Source organism: Enterobacter hormaechei subsp. hoffmannii (assembly GCF_001729745.1).
Classification (GTDB): Bacteria; Pseudomonadota; Gammaproteobacteria; order Enterobacterales; family Enterobacteriaceae; genus Enterobacter; species Enterobacter intestinihominis.
Map to the genome: position 1 here is coordinate 2,184,357 of NZ_CP017186.1, position 13,574 is coordinate 2,197,930.

15 protein-coding genes are annotated in these 13,574 nt (G+C 52.1%); 6 read left to right on the forward strand and 9 right to left on the reverse strand.

Annotated features, from left to right (window positions below; translation table 11 throughout):
- Nucleotides 1-12 precede the first annotated feature (12 nt).
- Complete coding sequence (locus BFV65_RS10255; protein WP_058676643.1) at nucleotides 13-597, reverse strand: NUDIX hydrolase; 585 nt, start codon at nucleotides 595-597, stop codon at nucleotides 13-15.
- 86 nt (nucleotides 598-683) lie between these two features.
- Between BFV65_RS10255 and BFV65_RS10260 the strand changes: the two genes are divergently transcribed.
- The 4 genes from BFV65_RS10260 (at nucleotide 684) to BFV65_RS10275 (ending at nucleotide 4,293) form a co-directional block, all read left to right on the forward strand.
- On the forward strand, nucleotides 684-1,442 hold the full coding sequence (locus BFV65_RS10260) for a DeoR/GlpR family DNA-binding transcription regulator (protein ID WP_069596566.1): 759 nt from the start codon (nucleotides 684-686) through the stop codon (nucleotides 1,440-1,442).
- Nucleotides 1,443-1,546: 104 nt separating this feature from the next.
- On the forward strand, nucleotides 1,547-2,839 hold the full coding sequence (locus BFV65_RS10265; protein WP_069596567.1) for a glycoside hydrolase family 28 protein: 1,293 nt from the start codon (nucleotides 1,547-1,549) through the stop codon (nucleotides 2,837-2,839).
- A 349-nt stretch (nucleotides 2,840-3,188) separates the two neighbouring features.
- Entirely contained in the window at nucleotides 3,189-3,479 is a 291-nt protein-coding gene (locus BFV65_RS10270; protein WP_232934494.1) for a hypothetical protein, read from the forward strand.
- Between the two features lie 10 nt (nucleotides 3,480-3,489).
- A complete protein-coding gene (locus BFV65_RS10275) occupies nucleotides 3,490-4,293 on the forward strand; it encodes a DUF4225 domain-containing protein (RefSeq protein WP_063849047.1) in 804 nt (267 codons plus the stop codon).
- Here the strand turns inward: BFV65_RS10275 and BFV65_RS10280 are convergent.
- Nucleotides 4,268-4,597, reverse strand: coding sequence for a hypothetical protein (locus BFV65_RS10280; protein WP_063849048.1), 330 nt, complete (start codon nucleotides 4,595-4,597; stop codon nucleotides 4,268-4,270). The genes BFV65_RS10275 and BFV65_RS10280 overlap by 26 nt on opposite strands.
- 133 nt (nucleotides 4,598-4,730) lie before the next feature.
- Here BFV65_RS10280 and BFV65_RS10285 point away from each other — a divergent pair, with 133 nt between their 5' ends.
- Complete coding sequence (locus BFV65_RS10285; protein WP_063849049.1) at nucleotides 4,731-5,300, forward strand: hypothetical protein; 570 nt, start codon at nucleotides 4,731-4,733, stop codon at nucleotides 5,298-5,300.
- Between the two features lie 25 nt (nucleotides 5,301-5,325).
- Here the strand turns inward: BFV65_RS10285 and BFV65_RS10290 are convergent, their stop codons facing one another.
- From BFV65_RS10290 to BFV65_RS10300, 3 genes are all read right to left on the reverse strand, one after another.
- On the reverse strand, nucleotides 5,326-5,811 hold the full coding sequence (locus tag BFV65_RS10290; protein WP_063139083.1) for a GNAT family N-acetyltransferase: 486 nt from the start codon (nucleotides 5,809-5,811) through the stop codon (nucleotides 5,326-5,328).
- Nucleotides 5,799-6,065 (reverse strand): type II toxin-antitoxin system TacA family antitoxin, encoded by a 267-nt coding sequence (locus tag BFV65_RS10295; RefSeq protein ID WP_003857131.1) that lies wholly within the window; start codon nucleotides 6,063-6,065, stop codon nucleotides 5,799-5,801. Before BFV65_RS10295 ends, BFV65_RS10290 begins: the two co-directional genes overlap by 13 nt.
- A gap of 63 nt (nucleotides 6,066-6,128) precedes the next feature.
- Nucleotides 6,129-7,058: a LysR family transcriptional regulator gene (locus BFV65_RS10300; RefSeq protein WP_069596568.1), complete on the reverse strand. Its 930-nt coding sequence runs from the start codon at nucleotides 7,056-7,058 to the stop codon at nucleotides 6,129-6,131.
- Between the two features lie 129 nt (nucleotides 7,059-7,187).
- On the opposite strand from BFV65_RS10300, the gene BFV65_RS10305 reads away from it, so the two are divergent.
- Complete coding sequence (locus BFV65_RS10305; RefSeq protein ID WP_069596569.1) at nucleotides 7,188-8,576, forward strand: MFS transporter; 1,389 nt, start codon at nucleotides 7,188-7,190, stop codon at nucleotides 8,574-8,576.
- Here the strand turns inward: BFV65_RS10305 and BFV65_RS10310 are convergent.
- From BFV65_RS10310 to BFV65_RS10325, 4 genes are all read right to left on the reverse strand, one after another.
- Nucleotides 8,555-9,112 (reverse strand): OmpH family outer membrane protein, encoded by a 558-nt coding sequence (locus BFV65_RS10310; protein WP_023300131.1) that lies wholly within the window; start codon nucleotides 9,110-9,112, stop codon nucleotides 8,555-8,557. The two genes, BFV65_RS10305 and BFV65_RS10310, sit on opposite strands and share 22 nt — an antisense overlap.
- A 120-nt stretch (nucleotides 9,113-9,232) precedes the next feature.
- Entirely contained in the window at nucleotides 9,233-10,369 is a 1,137-nt protein-coding gene (locus BFV65_RS10315; RefSeq protein WP_022648145.1) for a type 1 fimbrial protein, read from the reverse strand.
- A gap of 23 nt (nucleotides 10,370-10,392) precedes the next feature.
- A complete protein-coding gene (locus tag BFV65_RS10320; protein ID WP_022648146.1) occupies nucleotides 10,393-10,971 on the reverse strand; it encodes a fimbrial protein in 579 nt (192 codons plus the stop codon).
- Nucleotides 10,971-13,553, reverse strand: a complete 2,583-nt coding sequence (locus BFV65_RS10325; RefSeq protein WP_069596570.1) for a fimbria/pilus outer membrane usher protein — start codon at nucleotides 13,551-13,553, stop codon at nucleotides 10,971-10,973. The genes BFV65_RS10320 and BFV65_RS10325 overlap by 1 nt, the downstream gene beginning before the upstream one ends.
- Nucleotides 13,554-13,574 lie beyond the last annotated feature (21 nt).

Sequence of the window (13,574 nt, forward strand, 5' to 3'; positions counted from 1 at the left end):
ATAAACGTGATATTATAAAATGCCTTTCAGGGCCACGTGATAAAGCAGCATGATGGTTTTACCGTCGACGATCTGGCCATTCTCGATGCCACGAAGCGCGTCGTCCAGCGTCATTTCCAGCACGTCGATATCTTCCCCCTCTGCTTTAACGCCGCCGCCCGCACTGGTCCGATCCTGCGGGTGATATTCCGCCAGATAGAAGTAGAGTTTTTCGGTAACGGAGCCCGGGCTCATATAGGCCTCAAAAATTTTCTCTATGCGCGTCACCTTATACCCGGTTTCCTCTTCCGCTTCGGCCTTAATCCGGCTTTCCGGGTCAAGGTTATCGAGCAACCCGGCAGCCGCCTCAATGAGATCCTCTTCGTGACCATTGATAAACACAGGGAAACGAAACTGACGTGTAAGAATGACTGTTTTGCTGTCGCGATTATAGAGCAGGATCGTCGCGCCATTCCCGCGGTCATACACTTCACGCTCTTGCCGCTGCCAGTCACCATCGCTGCGCTGGAGGTCAAAAGTGTATTTTTTCAGGTTATACCAGTTGTCGGACAACGTTTCGCTGTTGATGATGCGTATATCTGCACGTTTTGATTGCACGTTTGGCTCTCCTCTCGTAGAGTATGCATCATAAACAGCATTTTCGTGTAATTACAATAATTATCGTGCAACATCAGGAATAATTCATGCTCACAAGTCAGCGTAAACAGTTGATTCTGGAAAAGCTGGAGGCGGAAGGCCAGGTCCAGTCAACTGCGCTCAGCCTCTTTTTCTCGGTGTCTGAGGACACTATCCGCCGGGATCTACGTGAACTGGCGGCAGAAGGGCGTTTGCAGCGTGTCCACGGCGGCGCGCTTCCGGCATCTTCAGCGATTGCGCCTTTTGCCGAGCGTCAGTCCGTTAAAATGGATGCAAAAAAACGCGTGGCACGTCGGGGCGCGCAGCTCATTTCACCGGGGCAGGTGGTGATCATTGATGGCGGGACGACCACCTCAGAACTTATTACGTTCTTACCACCCGATTTACGGGTAACCGTGGTGACGCACAGCCCGGGTATCGCTTTGGGGCTGGTCGACCATCCATGCATAGAGGTGATCCTGATTGGTGGTCGTTTGTATAAACACTCCATCGTCACGGTCGGCGCGGCCGCTATTGAAGGCATCAATAATATTCATGCGGATCTGTTCTTCATGGGGGTCACCGGCGTCCATCCTGAGGCCGGGCTGACCACCGGAGATTATGAAGAAGCATGCATCAAACGTGCATTTTCCGGCAGAGCGGCGGAAACGGTGGTATTGGCCTCACCGGAAAAGATCAACACGGCCTCGGCGTTTGTGATTGGCGACGTGTCGCTGGTGAATACGCTGGTTGTTGAAAACACGACGGATGAACGCTGGGTGAGCGCTCTGAAAGAAAAGGGCGTTGCGGTGATCGCAAGCCAGTAAATATCTGCTTTTTTGCCAGCCTGACCGCGTGGCTGTCAAACAGACAAAGGTTATCCATCACGCGGATTCCTAGACTAAGGCTTTCATCTGTTTAAGGAAAAGCCATGAAAGCGATCTCCATTCTGGCGTATGGCGCGGACCCAAGCGCGCAACGCCTGGCAACGTCCGCCATTCAGCAGGCCATAAATAGTGCTCAACAGAACGATGTCATCGTTATTCCGCAAGGCCGTTTTCTGACCGGAGCGTTGTTTCTGAAAAGCGGTGTTTCACTTCGACTGGACGCTGGCGCACAGCTCGTTGGAAGCCAGGATCTGGCTGATTATCCCCTGATAAATACCCGGGTGGCCGGCATTGATATGCGCTGGCCGGCAGGCATTATTAATATCATCGATTGTGAAAACGTCAGCATTACCGGTACAGGCACGATAGACGGGCAGGGTGCAATTTGGTGGCAACGCTACTGGGGCGATGACGAGCGCAGCGGCATGGTTGGCGATTACAGCGCAAGAGGATTGCGCTGGGTTGTTGATTATGACTGTCAGCGCCCGCGCAATATCCTGGTCTTTGAAAGCCAGAGCATTCTGCTGCGTGATTTTACCAGTCGTGAGTCCGGATTCTGGAACATGCACCTCTGTTATTCGCGCCATATCGCGGTTGAGGGCGTGCAAATCAGCAATTCTGCGGGGCCGAGCACCGACGGGATTGACGTCGACTCCTGCGAACAGGTGCGGATTGAACGCTGCATAGTGTCCTGCAATGACGACAATATCTGCATCAAATCAGGACGAGGACGCGAAGCGGCGCAAAAAGCTCGTGCCGCGCGGGATATAGTGATTCGAGGATGTACGCTGAATAAGGGATCCGGGATCACACTGGGGAGTGAAACTTCAGGTGGCATTGAACGCGTCCTGATAGAAGATAACGCGTTTAACGGAACGGGCGTCGGGTTTCGCATTAAATCTGCTCGCAACCGGGGCGGATTTATCCGTGATATCACCGTACAAAATCTACGGCTTACGGACGTGCGTTTTCCGGTGCTGATCCAGCTGAACTGGTTTCCGCAGTATAGCTATGGCGACCAGAACAATTTATCTGATAAACCAGAACACTGGCGCAAACTGGCTGAAGGTGTTGAGGACGAAACCGGTCTTACTGCGGTCAGTGGACTGACAATTAAAAAAATGACGGCGCGTCGATCAGACAGCAAATGCTTTTCGCGGGCATTTTTCATCGAGGGATATCCGGAGCGTCCTGTGGTCGGGTTAACGCTGGAGGGTATTTTGATTGACGCGTCAGAGTTCGGGAAAATTTCTGGTGTGGATGGGCTGCGCTTTAAGGATGTACAGGTGACTGCCGTGGAGATCACGCAAGACCGTAACGACAGTTATGAACGTTGATGGCATAGAACAGAGGGACATGATGCGCGGAATGAGCAGAACAAGGATGGGTCTGAACTGGCTGGATTTACTCGTATTCAATCTAAGTGCGCATAATGTATATTATGTTAAATGCTGTGGGTTTATTCTTTAGTTCATAAGTTCCTCTCTTTCAGGAACTTACCGATGAATCAGTCGATTGCCTAAATTTAGTTGTGGACTTACGATGACTTCATAACGCAAAAATTACGGGGCATCCGCAAAGTTCATGGCATATTCCATCTAACATTTATCGAGGAACAACCAGAGAACTCATCTCATAGTTGATGATGTGACTACCCTACCGGTTATGTTCGCCACAATTTATGGAATGAATGAACTGAGCAAGAAACATCTGGGGATTCAAGAAAACATTCTGTGTTCGCTGCGTTTCTTTTACGTCTATTACTATAAGAAGCACATACGAACATTTGACTACGATTTCTATCGGTCAGGCTACAATATCTCCTGTTTTATCACGCAGCTTGATGGCTTCTTTACCTACCTGCTCGGGAAGCAGCACTTTGTTGATGGCAAGAAAACTGAAGACGTGAAGTCATGGCGCGCAACTGCAGTATTTGAGCCTGGCAGGCTAATGACTTCTCGTCCTGACGACACATAAGGAATATGTAATGGATATCGCGCTTTTTCCCGGACAAAGTCGGCGTCAGTGGGCTGATACGATGATCAATCTGGAAGCCCGGAAGCTTGTTAATACCGCAAATATGGTCGCGGCCATGCATCTCAGCGATTCACTGACCCGACTGAAATTCGTGGATGAAATAAGACAGGTTGTAATGCAACAGTTTGACGTGGCGAGGCGAGCAAGGAACGATGAAGAATGCATTATCTGCCTGAAAAACCTTAGAGCTGAGAATGAGTACCTGCTTGAACAGTCGCGCATGCTGAAAACAGGCTATGCCCGGATCTACGCTGATATTCAGTATGTAACAGAGCAGAATAAAATAGTCGGGTATTTCATATCCGGAATTAAGGTCGTTCTTGCCGGCGTTCAGGCAGTGTTTGGCGGTGTTATGATCGCCACCATGACGCCTGCTGGTATGCTTGCCGGTGCCGTTCTGGTCGGTGATGCTCTTAATACGGTATCACGGGAGGCAGCCCGTCAGTTCCTGAATGAACCGGCTTCTGAGGGGATAATAGCGGACGGCGCTATGTCCATAGCGGAATTTATGGGGTTCAGTCGCGATGTTGGCCTGGGGATCTTTAATGCAACCACGCTTGCAGCCAGCGTTTATGGGGTGTTTGGTATGACTGGTAAAGCTGAGGCCTGGCGTCTTTTCCGTTATCTTCCCGGAGACTATTACCGCAAGGTGGAAACCATGTCTCCGGGCAAACTGACGATGAAGGTTATGGGATGGGGGGTCAGCGCGAAGGTGGTACTGGAACTCCTTACCCGTGATGACCGGAGTCGCTGATCTGTGTTCTCATCAGCTTCCATGATTTATAGCCAAGTCTGACCGGCATCACCAGAAGCAGAACAATTAGCAAAAAGACGACGGCAACCACACAGGAGATAACATGGCTGGCGCTGCCAAAGATCGCGGTGACCAAGGTAATGATGGCCATCCCGCCGGTGATCCAGGCTACCGACAGAAAATAACCGGCCAGATCCTTCAGAACCTTTTCCTGCGATTCCCCCGTCGCCTGGTGACGTTTGATTCGCTCGATATCCTTACTGGTGAATCCTGCCGCTATAAGTTCCTGGTTTTTCACTGTCATTCACGTCTCCTTTAACCTGATAAAAAGAATACACTATTTAAAAGATCGGTTCCTTGCTGCTTTTGTTTTAAACTTTCCGGATTGTTGTACTGGGGGGCAGTTTGGATCTAGAAAATAAACGCCGAGTATTCAAATGTTTAAAGTTTTAACCCGTCGCCTGCAATATTGTAATGAGGTGTCCGCCAGCATAAAAAATGCCGCCCCGATACAGTTGCAGCAGCTGAAGACGCAGTTGGCTGATGATATGGTGAAGCCCGTGGGGCTTCATACCATGGGTATTCCGGCAGCGGTTAGTACGCTCGGGGTGATTGTCAGTGTCGCCATTCCGCAACTGTGGCTGGGGTATGGCGTACTCACCGCGCTCGGCCAGCCAGCAGAGCGCGTTTTCGTGTGGGTTGTGCTGATCGCCCTGCTCTTTGCCGGCATCAACGGAGTGACGATGTTTATGATTGGCAAAGGTAGCATGCGCGCCGTGCGGTTACATCTTACGCTGGCGGTGCTAAGCCTGGTATTAACGGCAGCCTATCTGCTGGCTGCGCTGAGCGGTACTTCTTCTCCGGGCGTCAGCCTGACCGCGGCACTGGTAAGTATTGTCATGCTTGGGCTTAGCGGCAGCTGTATCCTCTCTACCGCTTTCTATAAGATGCTGCTATTTACTTTGCATAACAGAGTCTGGCGCAAGCTTATCAGCCAGACGGGCTGAACATTCATTCCATAAAATCCCGCCGCTACTGAGGGAGCCTGAGAAACAGTGTCCGTTCCTGAGTCTGCGATGCTTTAAAACCATGGTGGATATAAAACGCTTTGGCGTCCTCAGTGAGTGCATGAACCATGATCGCCCGCACCCCAATATTCTCTGCTACCCGATAACAGCGTAAAACCGCATCCTGGAGTAAATCGGCTCCCAACCCATTTCCGCGTATTGAGACATCAACAGCCAGACGGGCAAGTATAATCACGGGAATGGGATCCGGCATGTTACGCCGCAGATTACCTGTCGCTTCCGTATGGTTAACGCTGCCGGTAGCCAGAGAGTAAAATCCCGCGACCTGCTTTGTGCCCGTTTTACAAACGACAAACGTTCGGGCTGCGCCAAGCGCCTGGTTTTTCAGACCTCTTTGTTTTAACCATTCGTCAAGTACGGCCTCTCCACTGACGAACTCCGCCAGTTGATGGACGCTGGATAAGGGCTCTGGGGGGGTTACACGTCCCACTGAGGTTTCCTTGCCAGCAGTTTTTCTATGGCAGGATCGTCGGCGACCGGGGCATCAAGCATATCAATGAACTCTGCATACTGTTCATCGTTAAAATTGAATACACGCCGATCGAGGATCACATTTTCGGCTGCCTGACAGGCCATCTCCAGAATGAAGTCAGTACGTGATTTATGGAGGATCTCTGCGGCGGCATCGATAAGCGCCCGCTGGGATTCTTTGGCTCTAAGATTGAGTTGAACATCTGATTTCATGGGTATACCTCTTGTATAGCAATTGCTTTACAAGCATAGCATAAGCGGCGCGTATAGCAATCGCTATACAGGTCCCTTAATCATGTCTGACCTCTTCACTCTGCATATCGCGAGAATTTGTTCTCTCAGCCAGCGGTGCGCGGGATCGCGTTCCATTCTTGGGTGCCACATCTGTGATACCGTAATTTGACGGCTTTTGAACGGCAGCTCGAAAACGTGTACCTGGTCCGTTACCTGCTGATTGAGTAAATAGAGCGCGGGTATCATGGCGATAAGATCCGATGCCACCGCCACGGACAGCGCCGTCGGAAATCCCGGTACGACGCTCGCGATTTTACGTTTTGTTCCGAGTTCGGCCAGCGCATCGTCAACGGATCCGTGCAGTGCACCCTCGGGTGACGCTACCACATGGCCCCAGGCGACATAATCCTTCACCCCTATTTCTGCCTGCTTAGCCAGCGGATGCCCCTTACGCACGATGCCCACAAACCGATCCTCAAACAGTCGTTGCAGCCGTATTTCAGGCCCCATATTACTCTGGACGCCAATCTCCAGATCAACCAGCCCTTCCCGAAGATAGCGCGACGTTTTTTCCGGCTTAGGCGCAAAGCGTATACAGACGTCCGGCGCGGCGTCGGCCACAGCCGCTATAAGCGCAGGCCCAAACGCCACCACAAAACCATCGTTTGCCCTGATGGTAAAAAGTCGCGCCAGACTTCGCGCGCTGAACGTTTCAGTTGAGGGCTGTAATACCGCCCTGGCCTCGTGCACTGCACGCCTGGCACGGTCCCGGGTCGCTTCGGCCCACGGGGTCAGTACCATGTTACGTCCGGCGCGCACCAGAATCGGATCGCCAGTGACGTCGCGTAACCTGCTTAATGTCCGGCTCATTGCCGAGGTGCTGAGGTTCAGACGACGTGCCGCGCCTGCCACGCTCGCTTCGCTCAGCAATATGTCGAGTGCTATCAGCAAATTAAAATCGGGTTCGGACATCTCCTTCCTCCCTGCATATTCAGATAAGGCGTTTCATGCAACGATAAAGTGTAAATGGTGCGCCTTCCGCCCTGCAAAAGCCATCTTTATAGTTTTGTCATCCACACACTCTTCTCTAAGGACAACAAGATGATGCTTTTTTCCAGCCAACCCGGGGACGATGGACTGCCTGGCCCGACGCGCGCACGGGTGATGGCCGCGATAATGACCACCACGTTAATGGGCGTGTTTGATGGCACCATGATCAATATTGCCCTGCCCTCCATGGCTCAGGAGATGCAGGTGCCAGCCAGTTATGCCATCTGGTTCGCCAATGGGTATCTGCTGGCGGCTGCAATGACGCTGGCGATATTCGCGGCGCTTGCGGCCCGCCAGGGTTATCGCCCCGTATTTCTGGCAGGCCTGACGACCTTTACCCTGACATCGCTGGGTTGCGCGCTGGCGAAAACGCCCGAAGTGCTTATCGGTATGCGCGTGCTTCAGGGGATCGGCGGCGCAGCGACGCTGAGTATTGCTCCCGCGATACTGCGGTCCGTATTTCCCGGACGATTGCTTGGCCGCATTCTGGGTTTGCACGCCCTGCTCATCGCCTCCAGCTCCGCTATCGGCCCGGTATTGGGCGGTACGATCCTTCACACCCTGAGCTGGCAATGGCTTTTTGCGATAAACGTTCTTCCCGGCACCCTCGCCTTGCTGCTGGCGGTCAAAGCGCTGCCGCGGGATGCGGTTCGAAAGCAAGCGCCCTTTGACACCCTGGGCGCCATATTGTCGGCGCTGCTGTTGGGTTCGACGATCATGGCGGCGAACAGCCTCCAGGATGCTACTTATCACACAGGTAGTCTTTGCTGGACGGTTCTCGCTGCGCTGAGCGGCATGGCTTTTATCTGGCAGATCCGCCGCACGGATAACCCCTTACTGCCGCCAGCCATATTCAAAAATGAACGTTTTACCCTCGCGGCCTTAACGTCGATGATTGCTTTTGTCAGCCAGGGTATCACCTTTATTGCGCTACCCTTCCTGTTTCAGAGCGAATACGGCTACAGTCCGGTGATTTCTGCCCTGCTATTTACGCCGTGGCCGCTCGGGATCGTGCTGATTGCGCCGCATGCAGGCCGGTGGGCGGACACGATTTCAGCCCCGGTGATTTCAACCCTGGGGCTGATGATTTTTGTCGTCGGTTTGATTCTGCTGGCAACGTTACCCGCCAGCCCTTCGATGTGGGATATCTGCCTGCGAAACCTGGTTTGCGGGATGGGATTTGGCTGCTTTCAAAGTCCCAATAACCGGGAAATGCTCTCAAACGTTAGTCGTGACTATGCGAGCTATGCATCCGGTGTGTTATCCATTATGCGCACGTTCGGGCAGTGTCTGGGGGCCGCCGCTGTGGGCGTACTGCTGGCGACAAATGAGAGAGCAATTCATGCTGCACTGTGGATCGCTGCGGCGGCTTCTGCGATAGCGGTCATCGTCAGCGCGAGCCGACTGCGTAAAATCACTCATCCTGCGGAAACAGGTTGAGCGAGCAAAAGCTCCCGGGTCGCATCTTCAAAATTAGGGCGCGGCCCGTACACCACTTTTACATGCTGTAATTCATTAATGATTTCATTACTGATGTCGTGACCATAATCCACTGTAGAGGCGCTATCTTTATTGAAAACGACCGAATAGTGATGATCTATTCTGTATTTTTCAACGGTATCAGATATGACTCGCTGGCTTATATGCCGCAGGCGACCCTGCTCTGCCCGCAGTTGCGTGTTTTTACTCATATCATCGATCGCTTTCATTTCACGGCGCAAGGGTTCTGGCAGAGCGTAATATTTTTTCTCAACTTCAAGCGCGGATTTTTTAGCTAATGCGAGAAGTATTTCGTTCTGCTTTTTTTCCTGTGCCAGTAACGGTGATTCACGCAGGATCCGCTTGTAAGAAATACATGCAACCCCTTTTTGTCCGGCGTGAGGCTTAAGGTGACCGTTAAAAGAATATAATCCTACAAGACACACAAAAATTAACAGAATGAATGAAAAGCGTGGCTCAGACCGTTTAGTAATCATTGTCAGTTCCACCGAATAAATAGGGTCGCAGAGGAAATGTACACGACAGAAACACATAACGGTAGCGCAGAGGTGTACAAAAATAAACCGCAGCGCTACCCCCTGTCATGATCAAAGGTATCAATTATATTTAAGTGTGATTGTCCCGGTGGCATTTGCTTGCCCTGGCGTGACAACGTCACTGGTTTTGTAATACCACGCTTTAAAACGTAAGGTTTCAGACTCTCCGGCTCCGCCTGCATTTGCCGGATCGCTATAGGTTGTTGCGGAGCCGATATCAGCAATCGCGGTACCATCGGCAGCCAGCCCACTGCCTTGTGATGCGGCTTTTACACGACTGGAATTAAAAGCTTGCACCTCCTGACCAATGGCCCAGTAGGTAAAACTGCGTAGCGCCGGTTGATAGGCTGATATCACGACCCCCACACCGGTCGCCGTCGTACCCGATTCAGACTGGTCTAAGGCAATCACCGAGCCATTATCATTGTCGCCCTCGGCAAGCGGCCCGTTGATGGTCATGGTCACGTTGGTGCCTGGCTGACAGCTCAGACCAACATCCTGTTCGGGTCCTTCCACCATCTTAAGATTATCAAACGCAGAGGTATCCACATCGCCCATATTAAACAGCAGGGAAGAAACGGATGCTGAGCATCCCATCGCATAGACTTCTATCTGCGTATTTGACAAATAGACTTCTGACGCATTATCACCGTTATCCGAACTGCTTTGCCCTTCACGAAATTCCACCGTCGCCAGTTTGCCGCTCTCAAGGGCCAGATTACCGCCCGGGATTGTACCCCCCGTCGCAATCAACTGCACACGATAGGCCGAGCCCGCCAGCGTATGGCTGCTCTCGCCATCGCCGGACTGCCATGAGTTATCAACCGCACGTTCATAATCATACGGACCGGCCTGGTTAAGCGTGTAGGTCTTAATGCCGATACCCGGTATCGTGGTCGGGTAGATATTATCTCCCACCGGCGACGCCGATGCTAAATGAGTCGGGTTATAATGAAATCCTACGTAATAATCCCTGCTACAGTTTTTAATCGTGACATCCCCATCCGTCCCGCTGATATATCCAGAATCGTATAACACTTCGCCAAAGGTATAATTTTTCGCACTGACCAACAGTTTCGAGGGTAATGGGATCGTTGTAACGGTAACATCATCGCCGTTATCCCGGTTACAGGCTGCATGACTTAATAGTGGGACTGTCCCCAGCAATAACACCAGATAATATAAATATTTTGACATGAAATTAGTCTGCTCACTTAAGCTCAGTTATAAACAACATTCAATGTAATCGCACTGCTGAATGCACCCGGTGTTGGGGTCCCATGTGGGGTATACATTCGGGCAGTAAAAGTCATCGCGCCGGTTTGGTTTTCGAGCGCAACCGGGTAGCTCACGCCGTTGGCCAGCGCGACACCGCTGATGGGATGTTCGTGGTCACGGATAAACAACTGAAGGCCGACATCGGTCGCGCCGCCTGCATCTGCCGCCACCTGATTGGCGTAAATGACAGAAGCATAAGCCGGATCTTCAGCGTAAGGTGCGCCTGTAAAGGTAACCGTTGCCTGGCTTAACCCTGCGGTGCAACTGTCAAACGCGATGGTCACTGGCACATTTCCTGTGTTCCCCCCCGCTACGGCAAAGTCTTTCCAGTAATATTTCCCGAGGTCGACTGCCTCCGGTTTGGTGACGTTACATGAGCCATCAATAATGTTTCCGGTGACATGGAACTCAATATCATTGCGATCGGTGTACGCCATTGCCGGCGACACGCTCAGCATGAATACCATTCCCGGGCCGATGAGCGATTTAAGGCCGGAACGGAGAATAATGAAGCGTGACATTAATTTGCTCCCGATACGGGATGGCAAACCCCGTTGATGAATAAAATATCGGCCTCTGTTTTAGCGCCGGCAAGTGTGTAATCAACGGCGCACTGCTTGTTCGCCGTCTCCCCCCACTTAACAATTAACCGCCCTTTCCCGGCGAGCCCGACGAGATACACTTCCCCGCCGTCGCCAACAATACTGCTGCGCGTGTCATCCGACTCGCCGCTGGTTTGTGTTACTACTGCGCCAAACGGCACCGGTTTACCGTTGTAGGTCAGCGTCATCATCGCCTTTTGTCCAATCCAGGTGTTGTACTTCACGCGTACTACCGCCCCTTTGGTCGGCACCACGGTTTTGGCGATGTTATCAATGGCCGCAGAAGTATCGCTGGCATCCACTGTGTTGAGTGAGATCGAATTGCTGTGATACGGACGAACGTACGGCACAATGGCGTTACCGAAATAATCGGTATGAACGTTCGTCTGCCCGTTGATCGGCATACCGGAAACACCCGGTGTTTCAACCAGCGCTACGCTATCGTTGAGCTGACGCGCCAGGGTGATACCGTCGCGATGCAGCACCATGCCCCCGCGCAGGCTGTAATTCACTCGTCGGCTGTAATCGTCGTAGCTATAGCCTGCGGACATATCGGCATAAGTACTTTGATAACCCACAGTGACATTGCCGTTAGTAGCTTCAGAATCGGCGTTATAGCCTTCTGAAACCTGCCAGTTCAGCTGGTTTTCCTGCATCGCGGTACCGGAAATTCCGATGTTGTGCGTGGTATCGCCGTTTTTACTACTGTTCATCGAATAGTTAGCCGAAACAGACCGGGCCGCTTCACTGTGGCTGAAGGCGCTGAACGGTACGCTCAGGTTAAGCGAGAAGACGTTATCGTCGTCGTAGTTATCGGAATCGTTATTGTAACCGCCATTGACGTTTTTAGAGTGGGCATAGTTCAGCGAGTACGACACCGGTCCAAGCGTGCTGCTGAAGCCCAGGTTCATGGAGTCCGCATGTTCACTGTTCCAATAAGAGGCGTCGTACATGCTCAGTGACAGGGTGCCGAAAGGCAACGTCTGTGAGATTGTCACATCAAAACGGTTTCGCTCGCGGCCATTATCAATAGTGCTATTGCCCGGATCCCAGTCATTGAGGAAGTCCTGAAACGAAAGATAACCCCGGGTTGAAAATTTATAACCGGCGACGGCAATATCGGTGTTGGTCTGCTGAAGCGTCTTACTGTAGCGCACGCGATACGACTGGCCGCTATGGTGTTCCTGTTGTCGCATGTTGTCCGGCTGCGGGATATCCGCCCACGACTGGGAAATATCAAATGAGAGCGCTCCGGCGCTGCCCATATTAAAACCGGTTCCGGCAATCAGGTTGGAATAATTGTCTTCCGCCTGAATATAGCCGCCGTAAAGCGTGATCCCTTTTCCGACGCCCCAGGCCGCTGATCCCTGAATAAAGTTAAAATCCTCTGCACGTGAACCCGACCCGTCCTGACGGGTTTTGCCCGCCACCAGGCCATACTGCACCTGACCTTCACGTTGCAATACCGGCAGCGTGGCGTAAGGCACAATAAAGCTACTTTGCGTACCGTCGGACTCTTTGATCACCACCTGCAGATCGCCGGAGCTGCCGGTCGGATACATATCGCTGAATTCAAACGGTCCCGGCGGCACGGTAGCCTTATAAATGCTGTGACCGTTCTGGTATACCGTCACTTCGGCATTGCTGCGGGCTATACCGCGTATTACCGGGGCGAAGCCTTGCATGCTGTCCGGCTTCATATCGTTATCCGAGTACATCTGCACCCCGGTGAAACCGACGCTATCAAAAATGCCGCCGCGCGTGGTTCCTTGTCCCAGCACCAGCTGGCTTTTAAGAGATTTAATATCCCGTGAGGCGTAGGTATACACGGAATCCCAGTCATTTTCGGATTCGGAATGGGTATAGGTGGAATAGTTGCGAAAGCGCCAGGCGCCTACGTTCAGCCCCGGTTGCAGGCTAAGAAACTGATTACTGCTGTCGGTGCCGTTGCGTTGATGCAGATCCTGTTGACCTGAGACGCTGTAATTAAGTAAACCCGCCGTGATCCCTTCATCCCAGCGCTCCGGTGAAACATAACCCCTTGCGGTGTTAAATAAAGCAACCTGCGGCAGGATCAGGTCGAAACGCTGCTGCGCCAGATCGATTTTTTCGTCCGCGCCGGGGATGGTAAACAGATCCACACATTCGCTGGCTTTTTCCTGTTCGCCAAAATAGTTATCGACACGAACGTTCCAGGCTTTCAGCTGAGTGACGTTTAAGCATGCCCCTGTGCGGTCTGACGTAGGGGCACTTTTCAACCGTCGAAAAGAGAGGGTTTTACTGTCTACCAGATTGCCGTTGATAAAAATGTCGACGTTATAGTCCCCGGGCGGCACCTCATCTTTGGCAAACAGACTGAGATCCATTGCTGGCACTTCTGCGCTGTCTGTTTCCAAAAGATGAGGGTTGAAATGTTCCTGCGCAGGTGCGCTGAAAGAACTAAAGACAACACTGAGCCCGAGCCCTAAAGAAAGGACGTAGGTTTGTTTCACTTTTTCCATTGTAACCCTGTATCCGTGCGG